The following is a 17,627-nucleotide window of genomic DNA, read 5'->3' on the forward strand; positions in this document are numbered from 1 at the left end:
AATGTTAGAGGCGTTTTCACTAGAAGCCGATAATGCATCCGATGAATTATCGAGAGTGTTGATTCATTTGTTGAAAGGAATCGTGTATCGCGACGAGCAGGAAGCTTTGTGGCAAAGTTTGCTCAAAAGGCAAAGTCAGGTCAAAGAATATATCCAGGTGCTGGGTTTGGCGCTGGTGATTTTTGAAGACGAAGGCTTTGCGTGGTTGAAAACCCGTGAAACTGAGAGTGCAGGTGAAGAGGAAAATGCCTTGCCTAAACTGGTTTCGCGCCGACCTTTGAGTTATGCCTTGAGTGTATTGCTGGCATTGTTACGCAAGCAGTTATTGTTGTTTGATGCGCAGTCCGGCGAGGGGCGTTTGGTCTTACGATTTGACGAAATGGTTGAACTCATGCAGGCCTATTTACCCAGTGGCACCAATGAAGTGAAATGGCGCGATCAAATCGCCGTGCAGGTGCAAAAAGCCGTTGAAATGGGTTTTTTGAAAAAATTAAAAACGACCGTTGAAAAGCAGGAAGCGCAATATGAAGTGCGGCGTATTCTGATTGCGTTTATTGATGCGCAGTGGCTAGGGGAGTTTGAAATGCGTTTGCAGGCCTATCGTGATTATGCGCAGGGTGGTGAACTGTTGGATTCTGGGACGGAGGAATCCGTATGATGGAAAATGGTTTATTGGATTTTGCCGATGACAATCAGTTAGCGGGGTTTCGTTTGCAGCGGCTGGAGGTCTATAACTGGGGAACCTTCGATAAAAAGGTCTGGACCCTGGTGTTAAATGGACAAAATACCCTGCTCACTGGTGATATTGGCTCGGGTAAATCGACGTTAGTCGATGCGGTGACCACTCTATTGGTTCCCGCCCATCGCATTGCCTATAACAAAGCGGCAGGCGCTGAGGCGAAGGAGCGAAATTTGCGCTCTTATGTCATGGGCTACTACCGTTCGACGCGCTCCGAAAACGGTGCCAAGCAGGAGGCGTTGCGAGATCACAATGCCTATTCGGTGATTCTGGGCGTGTTTTATAACGAAGGGTTTGATCAATGGGTGACCCTTGCTCAGGTCTTTTGGTTGAAAGAGGGTCAAAATCAACCTGCCAAGCTCTATGTGACGGCGGATAGAGACTTGAATATTGTCGAGCATTTTTCTGATTTTGGCAGTGATATTCGTCAGCTGCGCAAGCGTTTGCGGGAGTTAGAAAACACCGAAGTTTTCGATCAGTATGCGCCTTACGCAGGCGCTTTTCGACGTCGTTTTGGCTTGCACAACGACCAAGCCTTGGAGCTGTTTCATCAAACTGTGTCGATGAAACAGGTCGGAAATTTGACCGATTTTGTGCGCGAACACATGCTGGAGCAAGGGGAGGGCCAGGCACAGGTTGAAGCGTTGATTGCCCATTTTGATGATCTGAATCGAGCGCATGAATTGGTGTTAAAAGCCAAGCGTCAAATCGAATCTTTAGCTCCGATGGTGGAAGACGGTCGAAACCATCAAGCCGTGCAAATGCAAATTGCCGAACAGGAAGCCGCACGCGAGGCTTTAACCGGCTTTTTTGCAATGCAAAAACAGGTTTTGTTGCAAAAGCGGCAAGAAAATTTACGTAATCAATTAGAAAAACTTAAGCGGCAAATAGATTCCTTAAGCGAACAGAAGCGTTTACAGCAATTGCAACGCGAGGAGTTACAGCAGGCGATTTTCGGTGCGGGCGGTGATCGCTTAACCAAACTGACGCAGCAGCTTGCCGAAGCGGAAAGAGAAAAGTCGAAGTGTTTGCAAAAAGATCAGACTTATCAGCAACTGCTTGCCAGTTTGTCTTTAGCCAAGGTGGCTAACGAAGCGGAGTTTTTGCAACGTCAGGACGAGATTTCAGAATCTTTGCAAGTTTTGCGCGCGGAGCAGGGCGAGGTTCAAAATACGCAGCAAGAATTGAACTTTCAAGCACGCGACCAGAATGAGCAGTTAAAAGCCTTAGATCAAGAGTTAAGCTCATTAAAGCAACGGCAAAACAATATCGACGAGCGTCAAATACAAATCCGCCGCAGTTTATGCGAAGCCCTAGGCGCTAAAGAAAGCGAGTTGCCGTTTATCGGTGAGTTATTGCAAGTGCGAGAAGAAGAGCAAGTTTGGGAAGGGCCGATTGAACGCATTTTGCACAATTTTGCATTATCTTTATTGGTACCTGAACCGCTTTATTCCAAGGTGTCGGAATGGGTGGAACGTACTCGCTTGCAAGGGCGTCTGGTTTATTATCGTGTGCAGGAAGAACTTAAAAATCCACCCGGCCTGATGGATTCTCATCCCCATTCTTTAGTGCGCAAATTGGAAATCAAAACCGACTCCGAATTTTACCCTTGGGTGTTGGCGCAGCTGATTCGTCGTTTCGATTACGCTTGTTGTGAAGATTTATCGACCTTTCGCCGTGAAAAGCAAGCGGTCACGCTGAAAGGACAGGTGAAGTCCGGCGATCAACGTCATGAAAAAGACGACCGCCGCGCACTGAACGACCGGCGTTTCTTTGTGCTCGGTTGGAGTAATCAGCAGAAAATAGCCTCATTGGAAAAACAGGCAGAACAATTGTTGAGTGCAATCGAAACATTGCAAACGCAAGTGAATACTTATCAGCATCGCTTGGAGGCCTTAAATGGACAAATAGAAAGCGCCAATAAACTGAGCGTTTATCAAGATTATGCCGATTTGGACTGGCAACGTTGGGCGCGGCAGATCGACTCTTGGCAAGCGGAAAAAACCGAGCTGGAAACCACCCATGATCTATTGCGCAGCTTGCAACAACAGCTGGAAAGTTTGCAGAAGGTGATGCAGCAAACAGAAGACGATTTGGATGAGACTAAGCGTGAGGAGAGTCGCCGCAGTCGTGATTTGGAGGTCTGCGAAGAAGATTTAGATGTGACATTGCAGAGCATCGAATCCGAGCGTAAAGAAGGGCGATTGACTGAGTCTTTGCAGAACTTATTGCAATCATGGCAGCAACAATGGCAGTTGGTTTTGGCGGTGCAGGTTGAGCATATTGACGGCAAACAGACTGAAATGCGTCTTAAGGTTCAGGAGACGCTGGATGCGGCACGAAAACGCGCTGAACGCCTGCGTGACAAAATCAATAAGGCCATTAGCGAGTTTCGCCATGCTTATCCAGAAGAAACTGCTGAGCTTAGCGCCGATTTAAGCGGATTGAATGAATATGCCCAGCGTCTTGCTCAGTTGCAGGATGACGATTTACCGCGCTTTGAGCAGAAATTCAAAGCGCAGCTCAATCAGAATGCGATTAATCAGATGTCGCATTTCAAAATTAGCTTGAAAAAAGCGCAGCAAGAGATTCGTGAGCGCATTGAAAAAATCAATTTGTCTTTGGCGGATATCGACTATAACTCGGGGCGTTTTATCCGTTTGGAGTTGATGCAAAATCCCGACCAAGAAATCAAAACCTTTTATCAGGATTTGGATGCTTGCGTTGAGGGGAGTTTAACGGCGAGCGAAGACTCGCCTTACGCCGAGGCCAAATTCTTGCAAGTCAAAGCTTTGGTGGATCGTTTTCAAGGGCGTGATGGTTTAACTGAACTGGATAAAAAGTGGACTCGAAAAGTGACCGATGTGCGTTATTTTTTCCAGTTTTCCGCCTCGGAACGCTGGCGTGAAGATGAGAGCGAATTTGAGCACTATTCCGACTCGTCAGGAAAATCCGGTGGGCAAAAGGAGAAACTGGCGTACACCGTTTTGGCAGCGAGTTTGGCGTATCAATTTGGTTTGGAGTGAGGCGAAATTAAGTCGCGTTCTTTCCGTTTTGTGGTGATCGATGAAGCCTTTGGTCGCGGTTCGGACGATTCGGCACGTTTTGGCTTAGAGTTGTTTAAACAGTTAAATCTACAATTGTTGGTGATTACGCCAAAACAAAAAATCCATGTGATTGAGCCTTATGTCTCGCACGTCGGTTTCGTCAGCAATCCCGAAGGACATCAGTCGCAATTACGCACCCTGAGCATTGATGAACATTTGGCTGAGAAAGCCAAACGCCAAGCACTGCAAGCCACAATTAGAGTGGTAAACAGCGAATGATCAGCGTAGCCCAGCTGAAAGCTGATTTGTTGCAGAAATGGCCTCGACTCTATTTGTCTTGCGGTTTGGTGGATGAGGCGCAAAGGTTTCCATTAAGGGTCACGCTCAAGTCGCCGAATAACCAAACGATACTGGATGATTGGCAAAGTGTTAAAAGCTGGGCAGCCAGTTATGCTGTCTTGAATCCGACGGATTTCAAGCTGGAATGGCAAACGCGGAAAACGCCCTTGGGAAAACAAGAACTTCCTGTAGCGGCGGTATTTTCAACCGTGATCGATTTAGCGCGTTTTTTAAAGAAACATCAGGAATTAACAACCTATTGCAATGCATGCCAAGCCTTAATTCAAAGATTTCCGGCCTTGCTCTCATGGTGTTTGAAGTCTACCGCAAAAGTATTGCAGGAGCATGCACATTGGCACAAATTGATTCAGGTGTTGCAGTGGTTGGTCGAGCACCCTGCGCCAAATTGTTTTGTGCGGGAAATTGCTTTGTCTGATATAGATTCTAAGTTTATCGAAGCGCATTATACTTTGTTAAATGAATGGTTATTGCTATTGCGTCCTCCTTTGGATGCTCAAGCGAAAGGCTTTGAGCGTAGATGGGGACTTAAATCCAAACCTGAACGGTTACGGCTGCGTTTTTTAGGCATGCAATCAATTTGTGGATTAAAAGATCTACAAGTCCCTTTTATCGAACTGAATCGTATTAATTGGTCTGCATTAGGCGTGGATCGTGTTTTTATCACCGAGAACGAAATCAATTTTCTAAGTTTTCCATCACAGGAAAACAGCGTGATACTCTTTGGGCAAGGTTATGGTTTTGATGCTTGGCGAGATCAAAACTGGTTAAAAAATCTCCCTATTTTCTATTGGGGAGACATTGATACCCATGGTTTTGCGATTCTCAATCAGTTAAGAGTTTTGTTTCCACGTAAGCGGCAATTTACCCACACCCTAGTTTTCTAGGATGCGGTGTGGTTCCACGGCAGAAGTGCTTCGAACTGCTCGAGGGTGTCGCAGTTGGGGAGGTTTCGGAAAAGATGAGTGAGATAGGCTTGGGGTTCGAGTCCGTTGGCTTTGGCGGTTTCAATCAAGCTGTACAGCATCGCACTGGCTTTGGCACCTTTTACCGATTGGCTAAAGAGCCAGTTCTTGCGTCCAATCGCGAAGGGACGAATGGCATTCTCAACCGGGTTGTTGTCGATATTCAATCGCCCATTCGTGGTGAAGATTTGAAGCTTTTCCCAGTTTTTTGCCAGATAGCTCAAGGCCTCACCGAGTTTGCTTTTGGGCACGGTGCTGTTGAGGCTTTTATCCAACCACGTTTTGAGCTGTTCTAAAACCCGCAGGCTTTCGGTTTGCCGGATCTCGAGTCGTTTATTTGGTGGTTGGTCTTTGATGTGTTGTTCAATTTGATAGAGCTTTTGAATGAGATTGAGTGCCATGTCCGCCTTGCCGGTTTTATTCTTAGGCAGTACTTTTTTGGCATCCATAAACTTGCGTCGGGCATGGGCCCAACAACCTAGATGGGTAATCTGTTCCGTTGCACCGATTTTGTGATAACCCGCATAGTCATCGGTTTGTAGGAAGCCTTTAAACTCAGGCAATAAATTCATGGCGGTTTGTGTGGTGCGATCCGGTGAATAGTCGAATAACACCACTGGGTGTTTTTGATCGCCCGTCTTGCGTACCCACATGTAACTGTGGCTCTCTGCGGTTTTCCCCACCTCATTGAGCACTTGCACACGCGTTTCATCCATGTGCACATAGCCACTGTCCAGCAGAGAATCTTGCATCAGGTTGTACAGAGGCTGGCAGAGTTGGGCACCCTTAATCATCCAGTTGGCCATCGTTTGGCGAGACAGTTCGACCTCTAAACGTTCAAAGGCTTTTTCTTGACGATACAGCGGTACGCCATCTTGGTATTTCGCGGTGGCAATGTAGGCAAGTAACCCAGGACCGGCGATGCTTTTGGGAATCGGCTGTTTGGGCATGGACGCTAACTTAAGCGAACCCTCACACCCTGGGCAGGCGTATTTTTTACGCACTAACTGACGAACAATGATTTTGGCAGGAATAATTTCTAATTGCTCAGAGACTTCTTCACCGATCTCTTTGAACTCTGAGCCACAGTCACATTTCTCACCGGCCGGTAAGCAATGTTCAACGCGTTGACGGGGAAGATTCTTTGGTAAGGGTTTACGACCGGCGTTGGATTTTGCTTTGGGTGAGTCACTCGAGGATTCATCACTCGACGCTCTCAAAGACGAATTGTCCTCGACTTCGGGTTCATTAAACAGTTCCGCTTGATCGGGGTGTTTTTCACTGCTTTTATAGAATTGACGAACCTTAAAGAACATGACTAATTCAGACAGACGACTGACTTCCGTTGATAAGGTGTCGATTTGCTGGTCTTTTTGCAAAACCAAGGCTTTTAAGACATCGATATCATCGGGTAAATCGTGAGCAGTCAGAGGTGTTTTCATGGGCGGGTAAGATACCCGAATTAGCTCACGTTGTCATAGAAAAGTGACTCATGCGGTTGTTGAAAAATATCCAAGCCATCGAGTAACTGATTGAGCTGTTTGCCTGTGACCGACACCGCCTCTTGATCGACGACTGGCGCTAACCATTTGAACTTGTGTTTCTCTAATCGCTTGTACCAGAGCACAAAGCCATTGCGCTCCCAGTAGAGGAGTTTGACCTTGTCGCGAGAACGGTTGCAAAACACAAACAGTGCACCATTCATGGGAGAATGTCCCAGCTCAGCTTCCACAATGGCCGCCAGTCCATTAATGGATTTACGCATATCCACCGGATCACGATAGACAAAGACGAGTGAATCAAGGCTTGGTCTAAGCATGACGATTCAACTCGGTGATCAATTGCGCTAGTTGCACCACGGAACACTCAAATGCCAATCCTTTTGCCTTGACTGCAATGCTGGTTGAGCACGGTTCAGGCTGATCGTGAATCACCATCGGCAAAAAGGCAGAAGATTCTTTGATGGGTGCTTGGCTTAAGTTTCGAAGCCTACGTCGCCAAGTATAAAAGGTTGAAATCGCCAAGCCTTGCTGCTGGCAAAATGCCCGTTGTGAAAGGCCACTGGCTTGCCAATCGGCAATGCGCTGCACCCAAAGTTCGTGTTTGCTCATCAAAATTCTCCTGTGATTGAAAACACATAGAAGAATAACGAATTTTATCCAGGAATTTTAGATGTGGGTAAATTGGCGCTTACGCATTTTTCGCTTCAATGGTTACCTTTTCATATCCCTCAATCAATAGTAATTCTTTAACTAATTGTTCTAATCCAATACCACCACTTTTGAGGTAAGTTTTTCCACTTTGCAGATTTGATAAAAGTTGTTGTTTGAATTGTTCTTCTTGTTCTAGCTGCTTTTGACTAATAGCAGAATTAAAGTGATAGGAATTTCCAGCCATTAATTCAGTTTGAACTGTTTTGATTTGATCTGCGAATTCATTGAGACTGACAACCGACATCCTTATTTTTAGCCGACTGGAAAATGATTGTTCAACCTGATCTCTTGAAACTTCAATTAGGCGGTAAATCACGGGTTGGATCAAATGGACAGACTCCCATTCCAACCGAATACCTGAACACCCTGCTCGCATAGCCCCGAACTTTTTTAAGCATATTTAAAGTACCGCGCGCTTCAATACGTTTAAACACTTCAAGCATATCCATCGCTGAGATCTCTGCAATCTTACGTTCTTGCAGAAAAGGCAAAAGATGATTCTGGCAACGTTCATCTAAATCTTTGGCATAACCTTCACTCCAAGACTCAAAGTTATGCTCATACCACTCCTGATACATATCAGAAAAGGTTTTAATGGTTGCTTCTTCAGGAATCTCAGGTTCTGATTTAATTCTAGGATCGATTCCTGATTTAATCTGAATTTTTAAATCATCACGGGCTCGACGAGCCTCCGCAAGTGAAACGGAAGGATAATCACCAAGTGACAGCATTGTTGCCTTGCCACCAATTCGGCAACGATAGCGCCAAGCTTTTACGCCATTAGGCTTAATTTCCAAAACCAACCCATGAGAATCAGTTTTTCGGTAAAGCTTTTCTTGAGGTTTAAAATTTTTGACCTGGGTATTGTTTAGCACCTTGTACTCACATTTTTTGTACTCACCTGTACTCATACTCAAATTTATACTCATTTTTTTGTGAGATGTATAGATTTCAGTTGAAACTAGATGAGATAGTTAAAAATCAGGAACAAGGCTCTAAGCCAGTAAACACGGGGGTTTTGGGCAAAAAAAACCCGTCTGGGACGGGTTCTTTTAAGTGTAATGGCGGAGACGGAGGGATTCGAACCCTCGATAGAGCTACAAACCCTATACTCCCTTAGCAGGGGAGCGCCTTCAGCCTCTCGGCCACGTCTCCAAAATGTGTGCGTATAATACCTACTCTAAGCAGGCTTGTAAACCTTTTAGCAAAGATTTTTCGTAAAGTTTTTAAGCAAGTAATTCACTTGAAATTAAATGCTGAACATCACTATGAAGCGACAAAATTGGCTGGAATAATCCATCGATTAGGTAGGTTCTGAACTAGAGAGTGGCGTTTTTTGATCGCTCGCAACTGCATTTTTTTCCGACGTGTCAGAGTTAGGCTTTTTACCATTTAATAACTCTTCTCGGTGAATTGGAACCTTTTGCGGCGCTTCAATCCCGATTCTAACTTGACTTCCTTTAACAGAAAGAATTGTCACCTTGATGTCGCCATCAATCACTAGTGCCTCACCCTCCCGTCTTGTTAATACCAGCATTTTGCTCCCTCCGTTAGAACACGCCAACCAGTATAAGGTTTTGGTCTATAGAAAAAAATGCACTACGTTAAAATACGGAAAGTTAATCGCTTTAAATTGAGCGAAGATAATTCTCTTATAGCAACCAAGGTTTTTGCAAACTCGCATAAATTAAAAGTCCAAAGTAAGTCTGTAAAAAACAAAAACCCGTTTTAGCATCAGGCCAAAACGGGTTTTTGAAAGGCTGGATTTTAATAAAAAATTATTTTGACTCTGCCCAAGCTTTAACCGAATTTAAAGCAGCCTCTAAATTATCTGGTTGATTGCCGCCTGCCTGCGCCATATCAGGACGACCACCGCCTTTACCGCCAACTTGTTGCGCTACGTGATTAACCAATTCACCGGCCTTGTAAGTCCCCGTTACCGACTTACTAACCCCCGCCGTTAACGCAATATTATCGCCATCTACGGCAGCCAATAGAATCACTGCTGGATCTAACTTATCTTTCAACTTATCGACCGTCTCGCGCAATATCGTGCGGTCAGCACCCTCCATTATTGCCGCAAGAACATTGACGTTACCGACTTTAATGGCCGAACTCGCCAAATCATCTCCTTGAGACGCGGCCAACTTAGCTTGCAGCGTTTTGAGCTCTTTTTCCAGCGCTTTATAATCAGCCACCAATTGTGTCACCTTATTGATCACTTGTGCTTTATCGCTTTTCACCGTATCAGCGATGTTTAGCAGCGCATCCTCTTCGTCATAAATTACTTGCCAAGCAGCCTCACCAGTAATGGCTTCAATACGACGCACACCGGAGGCAATTCCACTTTCGGAAAGTAGACGGAATGGCCCAATATCGCCAACCGACTTTACGTGGGTTCCGCCACATAACTCGACAGAGAAATCGCCCATATCCACTACGCGAACTACGTCACCATATTTTTCGCCGAACAGAGCCATGGCTCCACGTGCTTTTGCGTCTTCAATCGCCATCTCAGAAATGGTAACCGGCGTATTATTCATAATTTCTAAATTGACCAGACGCTCGATTTCACGCAGCTGTTGGTTAGAAATCGGCTCAAAATGCGAGAAGTCAAAACGTAGGCGATCAAACCGCACCAAAGACCCTTTCTGCCCGACATGTGTGCCTAAAACCGTGCGTAAAGCAGCATGTAGCAAATGGGTAGCCGAATGATTACGCTCGCAATCACGACGCTTAATCACATCAATTTTTGCGTGGACACTCTGTCCAACAGCAACGGTTCCAGCGGTCGCTTTACCATAATGCAAAAACAGGCTGCCCTGCTTCTGGGTATCATCAACATGAAAACTGTGCATTCCTTCAGTCAAGCTACCACAATCCCCGCTCTGGCCACCGGACTCTGCATAAAATGGAGTTTGATTCAACAAAATGACAGCTGCATCGCCCTCATTGATTGACTGCACCGACTTGCCATCAACAAATATTGCAATAATCGATGCATCCGCTTCGTCTTGCTGATAACCGATAAACTGAGTGCTACCATCAAATTCGATACGCGCATTCCCGGAAGCACCGAAGTTAGAAGCCGAACGAGCACGTTCACGCTGTGCCTCCATCGCAACACCAAAACCGGCTTGGTCAACCGTTAAATTACGTTCACGTGCCACATCCGCAGTTAAATCGATAGGAAAGCCGTAAGTGTCATACAACTTAAAGGCCATTTCACCATCGATAACCGTACCGCTCATGCCAGCAATATACTCTTCCAACAGTTTCATACCATTTTCTAAGGTCTCGGCAAAGCGCTCTTCTTCAAGCTTTAGCACACGCTCAACATTCGCCTGTTCTTTGGCTAATTCTGGGTAGGCTGCACCCATCTGCTCAACCAAGGTATCGACTAATTGATAGAAAAACGGCTGAGTTTGTCCCAATTTGTAACCGTGTCGAATAGCGCGACGAATGATACGACGCAACACATAACCACGCCCCTCATTGGAAGGCAAAACGCCGTCGGCAATGGTGAACGAACAGGAGCGAATATGATCCGAGATAACGCGCAGAGAGCTGTTAGTCAAATCTCTTTCACCTGTTAATTCTGATGCTTTTTTTACCAACGCCTGAAACAGATCAATTTCATAGTTGTTATGAACACCCTGCATCACCGCAGCCAAACGCTCCAAGCCCATACCAGTATCCACTGAAGGCTTTGGTAAAGGCGTTAAAGTACCGTCTGCCGAACGGTCAAATTGCATGAATACCAAGTTCCAAATTTCGATATAACGATCACCGTCCTCATCTGGCGAACCTGGAGGGCCTCCGGCAATGTCTGCGCCATGATCATAGAAAATTTCTGTACAAGGTCCACAAGGCCCGGTATCCCCCATTGACCAGAAATTGTCTTTTGCGCCGCAACGTGAAAAACGCTCCGCAGACACCCCCATTTCTTGAAGCCAAATCATCTCGGCTTCTTTGTCTTCCTCAAAAACCGTTACCCACAGTTTTTCAGGCGGTAGCTTTAATTCTTCGGTTAAAAACTGCCAAGCAAATTGAATCGCCTCTTTCTTAAAATAATCGCCAAAACTGAAATTACCCAGCATTTCAAAGAAAGTGTGATGACGCGCTGTGTAGCCAACATTTTCCAAATCGTTATGTTTACCGCCGGCACGAATACAACGCTGCACGGAAGTTGCACGCGTATAATCGCGCTTATCCTGTCCCAAAAAGACATCTTTAAACTGCACCATTCCTGCATTTGTAAATAAAAGTGTTGGGTCATTCATTGGCACAACAGGGCTGGAATGCACTGCGCTGTGCTGGTGTTGCACAAAAAAGTCGACAAAAGCTTTTCTGAGTTCTGCACTGGTCATAGTTCGTTTAACCTTAAAAAAATAAAATAATGAGTTGACTGCGACAGTCGGAAATTCTTTACAAACAATTCGTTCAGACGCAAAACAGGCTCACACTATCGTGACGTGGACCTACTCGGAATGCCTTTAACGAAAAAGCCGCCATATAAGCTCCGGACTGTAACCGCGGCTTTGCAAAAAACGCATCTGTTTTGCCTTATCCTTAGGCAATAAAAAAGCGCCTTTAGCACCACTTTTTACGCCGTATTTTTTATCCAACACTGCGCGCATTTGTTCAAGCAAAGCATCTTTATCCAAATCCAAATAATCGTTAAGCAATTCGGTACGGCTCGATTTTTGTTGCGCTTTTTGGCGAATCTTCATCGGGCCTTGGCCTTTCGCCAATAAACTGCTCACCAACTGCTCTATATAACGTTCGTCACTCTGCCAATTACACTCTTGGCAGTGCGCCAAGCAAGACTGCAACTGTTCGTTAAACTGCGCCTCGTCAATTCCATATTTCTTAAGGTCTTCCACTTGAGAACTAAATTTTTTACGCAGTTTTTCTAAAAGTTCTTTATCACCATGCTCACGCTGACCAAGCAAACGCAACGCATGATTTTGCATATCCTGTTGCAATTGAGCCTCTTGACCCGCAGAAGGATCAAAAGGCTGCAAAAAATCTTCATCCCAAGCTTGCTGCAAAAACGCATTACGCTCTGCAGACGGTTTGACACCCTGCGCCGCTTCTAAAGAATCCGTCGCAATGCCAAGCGCCTGCAAAAACTGCGTAGCGTCTTTCATAAATCAATCAGCTCGGTTCTGAATAAAAAAATTAAGCGTCAAATAAAGATTCTGGCGCATCTTCTTCAATTACAGCAATCGGTTCAGCCTGAGTCTTTTTACTCGGCATTAAATTGGCTTTAATCTGCTTCATCAAAATATCTGCTACGTCTGGATTATCAATTAAATACTGGCGCGCATTGTCTTTACCTTGGCCAATTTTAGTCCCATCGTAGCTATACCAAGAGCCGGATTTTTCAATTAACTTCTCTTGCACGCCAAGATCGATAATTTCACCCTCACGAGAAATGCCTTTGCCGTATAAAATATCAAATTCTACCTGTTTAAATGGCGGAGAAACTTTGTTTTTGACAACCTTAACACGGGTCTCATTACCGAGGATTTCATCGCCTTTTTTAATGGCACCAATGCGACGAATATCTAAACGAACCGAAGCATAGAATTTTAAGGCATTGCCACCCGTGGTGGTTTCAGGGCTACCGAACATAACCCCTATTTTCATACGAATTTGATTGATGAATATCACTAAAGTGTTGGTACGTTTAATGTTGGCCGTTAATTTGCGCAATGCCTGCGACATTAAGCGCGCTTGCAAACCAACGTGCGAGTCACCCATATCGCCCTCAATTTCCGCACGAGGCGTTAAGGCCGCAACCGAATCAATAACCACAATATCCACGGCACCAGAGCGCACCAGCGCATCGGTAATTTCTAACGCTTGCTCCCCCGTATCCGGCTGAGAAACCAAAAGGTTATCAATATCCACACCCAGCTTTTCTGCATACAAAGGGTCTAAGGCGTGCTCGGCATCAACAAAGGCGGCCGTTCCACCGGCTTTTTGCATCTCGGCAATAGCGTGCAACGTCAAGGTCGTTTTACCTGAAGACTCCGGACCATAAATTTCAACAACACGACCACGCGGCAGACCGCCTATGCCCAGTGCAATATCCAAACCGAGTGATCCAGTGGAAACCGACTCAATATCTCGCGGCGCAGTATTATCCCCCATTCGCATAATCGACCCTTTACCAAACTGTTTTTCAATTTGGCCAAGAGCGGCACTGAGCGCTTTCTTTTTGTTTTCATCCATGGGTATCGAATCCTTCATTTTTGTCAAAAAACCGCCCAATAGCAGTTTTAAATTTGCGAGCAATCGTGCAGGAGAGTCACCAAATCTTTAGCGGATAATGGCGGGCAAAAAATTAGCCTGAAATTATCCCATAATCACCGACTAAATCCTAGGGGCTGTTCAATATTCACTCCTGTAAGAAGCCTTTGATCATTGCGTAAAGTTCTATTATCTCCTGCTCGGAAATAACAATAGTAAACCACAAACTTGATTTTTGATACAGTAATTAAATAACATCTACTAACGAAAAGCAGCAAAACACCGAAAGTAAATTGTCGCACTTTAATGCAATTAGATAAGTGCTTCTATACCTTGTAAGGCGGCTTGCGTAGCTTGTTCGCGCACCATTTGGCGGTCTCCGTCAAAATGATAACAACTGCTTTCAACCTTATCATGCCCTTGTTTTGCCCAGGCTATCCAAACCGTACCGACAGGCTTATCCAATGAACCGCCCGTTGGCCCAGCAATCCCACTACAGGCGACAGCAACATTAGCGTGCGACTGTTGCAAAGCGCCAAGAGCCATCTCTTCAACACACGCTTGACTCACCGCCCCTTGCTTTTGTATGGTCGCTTCCTTTACCCCAAGCATTTCGCGTTTTGACTCATAACTGTAAGTCACATAGGCTCGATCAAACCAAGCAGTACTCCCGCTAATCGCCGTTAAGGCTTCGGCAATCATTCCCCCTGTGCAGGATTCCGCGGTTACCACGGTAATATTTTTATCGGCTAGGCGAGGGCCTAACTGGTTCATCTGCGCAATAAAATCCATGTTCAACTCCCGATGTAAAACTGTCGCTATTTAGTTAGCGGCTAGCATACCGTTTTTTTACACGCCCGCAAAATGTCAGAGACAACGAAAACCGCTCACGACTAAAAAATCGCTATAAAAACATCAAACATCCCTCCTTTTGCTTAACCGAAACCTTTGCAGTGTCGTAAACCGCTTGGCGTTTTGCAGATTTGCTTAGGGGAGAGTTGATGCTGCTCAATATATACCCAACTTTAGGGGACTATCGTGTTGCAACACTGCCAAAGCGGTTGTGAAATAGCACAACATAAATAAAAGACATACGATTACTTTTTTAACTTAAAAAATTAAAACTTGCGTAATCAAACATAAAACGTCAATAAACAGTGCAATTAATGAGTATTTTCACTTATTCAATATTACGTATATAGTATGCAAATATTCACCGAGTGAAACACCAAATTATGTCCGCCGAAAATTTAAGATAAATTTTAGCAAGGCATTGCTGGGGACAATTTTCAACAGTCATTGAAAAGCCTTGCTAATGAGGCGAGCGTTTTAGAGGATACAGAAAAAGTCCAAACGGCTTCAGACCGAAATCAATCGGGACTTGTCTGTATTTCACTGCGTAAATACATATTGAATCGAGCCTAAGGGGGCCGCAATGATTAACCAACATCTTCGCTTATTACTTCCCTTTATCTTGATTATTATTGGATTAGCGGCGATTGTGGTCAACATGGACTTTACGCTACGCAACGAACAACAAGCAAAAAACAACCAACAAATCCTTGACCAAGTTACCGGCATCATCCGATCCAATTTAACCAAGACCAATGAAGACGTACAATTCATAGCGGCACTACCGCTTGCAGAAGCTTTTCTACATAACCCACAGGACGAGCGAAGCTATCAGCAACTTTCCGACACGCTTCTAAAATTCACCAACTCTCGCCAAGACTACCATCAACTCCGGCTTCTTGATAAAAATGGAATGGAAAAACTCCGCATTGAGCTCAACAAGCGCACCTTAAATTTAGTCCCCGAAGAAGAGTTGCAAGACAAGTCTGATCGATACTATTACCAAGCAGCCAAAACCTTGTCACCAGGTGAGATTTATCAATCGCCGCTCGATTTAAATATCGAATTCGATAAGATTGAACGCCCTTTTCGCCCCACCTTACGTTTTGTACAAGGCATTTTTTCTGGTGGTGAAATCTTGGGATACGTCGTACTTAACTACAATGTGAACTCTATTTTTAGAAACCTTGACCGAGTGATGGCAAATTATCGCAACGAACAAACCAAGTTGTATATCGCCAACCAGCAAGGCTACTTACTTTACAGTCCAAACGACACCCAAAACTGGGGCTTTATGTTTAATCGTCCTGACTTGACCTTAGAAAAAATACAGCCTCTACTGTGGCAAAAAATACAACAACAAACACACGCCGAACAAGCATTAAAAATCGAACAGAATTTGTATTTTTACCAGCATATCTGCGCTTTTAACAGCTGCTTGGATTTAGACCCTCATGCGGTACTACCCAATCAGGCTGAAGACTTACCCTGGTACCTCATCAGCGAAACGCCAAGCTTAAACGTAAGCAACCTATTTTGGCTAAACAGTTATTGGCCATATATGATGCTATTACTCATGCTAAGCACGATTCTATTAGTACTCAAAATTAGCCAAAAATTGGGCAGAACTTATCACACTTTGGTCGAAAAACAACAGGATATCCGCAATAGTGAACAGCGTTTTGCCAAAGTCATCGAATCCATTCCTGACGGCTTAATCATCCTCAATGAGAAGGCCAAAATCGAAACGGTAAACCCAGCAGCCGAAGCGATTTTTGGCGTCGACAAAATGCAACTACTCGGCAACCCAATTGAAGTGCTGATGAGCGGGCATTTTAAAGAGATGCATTACAGCAAAACCGATGACTTTTATCATAATCCACGGCGCATTGAAATTACTCGCGAACGCCCGTATTGTTACAAACACCCAAATGGCTCAACACACTTTGTACAGGCTACCATCAATCCCTTAAAAACGGCAGACGGCGTAATCGCTATTGTTCTAGTCAAAGACGTGACCAAAAGCTTAAAGCAAGAAGACAAATTGCGCCAATCACAAAAGTTAGATGCCCTTGGTCAGTTAACAGGTGGCGTGGCACATGACTTCAACAATCTGTTAGCCATTATGCTCGGCAATCTGGAACTACTGGAAATGCAAGCTCAAGGCCAAGATAAACTACTGACGCGAATTACTAAAATCACCAATGCCGTCAACAGTGCTGCAGACTTAACCCAAAAACTCCTTACGGTTTCTCGCCGCAAAAACCTTAGCGCCCAAACCGTTGACTTAAAAACGTTTATGGAAAGCACCATGGATATGCTGCTACGAACAATCAAACAACAAAAAGTGCAGATTAGTTATTCGATTGAAGACAACATCCCTGCGGTGTTTATCGACCCAAATGAATTAACCAATGCGTTGATTAACTTACTGCTCAACGCGCGTGATGCAATGCCAAACGGCGGAAAGATCTTTATCCGCATTGAAAACGCCTATTTAGACCAAGATTACATAAAGAGTATTTCTGACACCATTAAACAAGGCAAATATGTGCTCATTAGCGTTGAAGACAACGGTTGCGGCATACCCAAAGGCTTGCTTGATAAAGTGCTCGAACCCTTCTTCACCACCAAAGAAAAAGACAAAGGAACCGGCCTTGGTTTGGCAATGATTTACGGCTTTATAAAACAATCTAATGGCCATATGCGCATTTACAGTGAAGAAGGGTCCGGCACAAATATCCACCTCTACTTGCCAACCATCGAAAATGCCGACACTAAAGTACCGATTAAACATGACGTTCCAGTACTGCCGCCGGAAAACTGGAGTAATTTACGCGCCTTGGTGGTAGACGATGAAGTAGAATTGGCAGAGGTCGCCGCCTCTTATCTGGAGCTAACCGGCATAACAGTTGATGTTTGCCATTCTGCCGACTCCGCTTGGCAAAAAGTTCAACAACAATCATACGACATTGTTTTCTCGGACATTGTTATGCCAGGAGAGATGGACGGCATTGATCTACTTAAAAAATTAAAAGAACAAAAACCCAATACCGCCGTTATCTTAACCAGTGGTTTTTCTGAAGAGATGCTAACCCAGCAATACCAATTGCAAGAAAAAGCAGTCTTTGTTCACAAACCCTATAAACGCGATCAAGTTACCGATGCCATTATCAAAGCGCTAAAGAAGTAA

Annotated in this window: 15 protein-coding genes and 1 tRNA gene; 5 read left to right on the forward strand and 11 right to left on the reverse strand. The window is 44.8% G+C overall.

The window, feature by feature from the left end:
* Position 1 precedes the first annotated feature (1 nt).
* The 4 genes from HRR27_RS04045 to HRR27_RS04055 are packed head-to-tail and all read left to right on the forward strand — an operon-like array spanning position 2 to position 5,030.
* On the forward strand, positions 2 to 658 hold the full coding sequence (locus HRR27_RS04045; protein WP_173271148.1) for a DUF4194 domain-containing protein: 657 nt from the start codon (positions 2 to 4) through the stop codon (positions 656 to 658).
* The gene (locus HRR27_RS04050; RefSeq protein ID WP_197905432.1) at positions 655 to 3,765 is read left to right on the forward strand and encodes an ATP-binding protein; all 3,111 of its coding nucleotides are present in this window, start codon (positions 655 to 657) and stop codon (positions 3,763 to 3,765) included. Before HRR27_RS04045 ends, HRR27_RS04050 begins: the two co-directional genes overlap by 4 nt.
* A gap of 33 nt (positions 3,766 to 3,798) precedes the next feature.
* On the forward strand, positions 3,799 to 4,065 hold the full coding sequence (locus HRR27_RS12800; protein WP_197905433.1) for a hypothetical protein: 267 nt from the start codon (positions 3,799 to 3,801) through the stop codon (positions 4,063 to 4,065).
* The gene (locus tag HRR27_RS04055) at positions 4,062 to 5,030 is read left to right on the forward strand and encodes a DUF3322 domain-containing protein (RefSeq protein WP_173271150.1); all 969 of its coding nucleotides are present in this window, start codon (positions 4,062 to 4,064) and stop codon (positions 5,028 to 5,030) included. The genes HRR27_RS12800 and HRR27_RS04055 overlap by 4 nt, the downstream gene beginning before the upstream one ends.
* On the opposite strand, the gene tnpC is transcribed toward HRR27_RS04055, so the two are convergent.
* The 11 genes from tnpC to HRR27_RS04110 all read right to left on the reverse strand — a co-directional run bounded on the left by tnpC (position 5,027) and on the right by HRR27_RS04110 (position 14,374).
* Complete coding sequence (gene tnpC / locus HRR27_RS04060) at positions 5,027 to 6,550, reverse strand: IS66 family transposase (protein ID WP_173271152.1); 1,524 nt, start codon at positions 6,548 to 6,550, stop codon at positions 5,027 to 5,029. The genes HRR27_RS04055 and tnpC overlap by 4 nt on opposite strands.
* 20 nt (positions 6,551 to 6,570) lie before the next feature.
* Positions 6,571 to 6,927: an IS66 family insertion sequence element accessory protein TnpB gene (gene tnpB, locus HRR27_RS04065; RefSeq protein ID WP_173271154.1), complete on the reverse strand. Its 357-nt coding sequence runs from the start codon at positions 6,925 to 6,927 to the stop codon at positions 6,571 to 6,573.
* Entirely contained in the window at positions 6,920 to 7,219 is a 300-nt protein-coding gene (gene tnpA / locus HRR27_RS04070) for an IS66 family insertion sequence element accessory protein TnpA (RefSeq protein ID WP_173270778.1), read from the reverse strand. The genes tnpB and tnpA overlap by 8 nt, the downstream gene beginning before the upstream one ends.
* Positions 7,220 to 7,298: 79 nt before the next feature.
* Positions 7,299 to 7,637 carry a hypothetical protein gene (locus HRR27_RS04075; protein WP_173271156.1) on the reverse strand — a complete coding sequence of 113 codons (339 nt, stop codon included), beginning with the start codon at positions 7,635 to 7,637 and terminating at the stop codon, positions 7,299 to 7,301.
* Positions 7,618 to 8,232, reverse strand: coding sequence for a tyrosine-type recombinase/integrase (locus HRR27_RS04080; RefSeq protein WP_243830915.1), 615 nt, complete (start codon positions 8,230 to 8,232; stop codon positions 7,618 to 7,620). The genes HRR27_RS04075 and HRR27_RS04080 overlap by 20 nt, the downstream gene beginning before the upstream one ends.
* Before the next feature lie 151 nt (positions 8,233 to 8,383).
* A tRNA-Ser gene (locus HRR27_RS04085) sits at positions 8,384 to 8,476 on the reverse strand.
* A gap of 148 nt (positions 8,477 to 8,624) precedes the next feature.
* Positions 8,625 to 8,858 (reverse strand): carbon storage regulator CsrA, encoded by a 234-nt coding sequence (csrA, locus tag HRR27_RS04090; protein ID WP_173271160.1) that lies wholly within the window; start codon positions 8,856 to 8,858, stop codon positions 8,625 to 8,627.
* A gap of 241 nt (positions 8,859 to 9,099) precedes the next feature.
* The gene (alaS, locus tag HRR27_RS04095) at positions 9,100 to 11,691 is read right to left on the reverse strand and encodes an alanine--tRNA ligase (RefSeq protein WP_173271162.1); all 2,592 of its coding nucleotides are present in this window, start codon (positions 11,689 to 11,691) and stop codon (positions 9,100 to 9,102) included.
* Between the two features lie 126 nt (positions 11,692 to 11,817).
* Positions 11,818 to 12,474 (reverse strand): regulatory protein RecX, encoded by a 657-nt coding sequence (locus HRR27_RS04100; RefSeq protein ID WP_173271164.1) that lies wholly within the window; start codon positions 12,472 to 12,474, stop codon positions 11,818 to 11,820.
* A gap of 31 nt (positions 12,475 to 12,505) precedes the next feature.
* The gene (recA, locus tag HRR27_RS04105; RefSeq protein WP_173271166.1) at positions 12,506 to 13,564 is read right to left on the reverse strand and encodes a recombinase RecA; all 1,059 of its coding nucleotides are present in this window, start codon (positions 13,562 to 13,564) and stop codon (positions 12,506 to 12,508) included.
* Positions 13,565 to 13,894: 330 nt separating this feature from the next.
* The gene (locus tag HRR27_RS04110) at positions 13,895 to 14,374 is read right to left on the reverse strand and encodes a CinA family protein (RefSeq protein WP_173271168.1); all 480 of its coding nucleotides are present in this window, start codon (positions 14,372 to 14,374) and stop codon (positions 13,895 to 13,897) included.
* Positions 14,375 to 15,017: 643 nt separating this feature from the next.
* Between HRR27_RS04110 and HRR27_RS04115 the strand changes: the two genes are divergently transcribed.
* Complete coding sequence (locus HRR27_RS04115) at positions 15,018 to 17,627, forward strand: response regulator (protein WP_173271170.1); 2,610 nt, start codon at positions 15,018 to 15,020, stop codon at positions 17,625 to 17,627.

The sequence above is a fragment of the Thiosulfatimonas sediminis genome (assembly GCF_011398355.1).
GTDB classification, from domain to species: domain Bacteria; phylum Pseudomonadota; class Gammaproteobacteria; order Thiomicrospirales; family Thiomicrospiraceae; genus Thiomicrorhabdus; species Thiomicrorhabdus sediminis_A.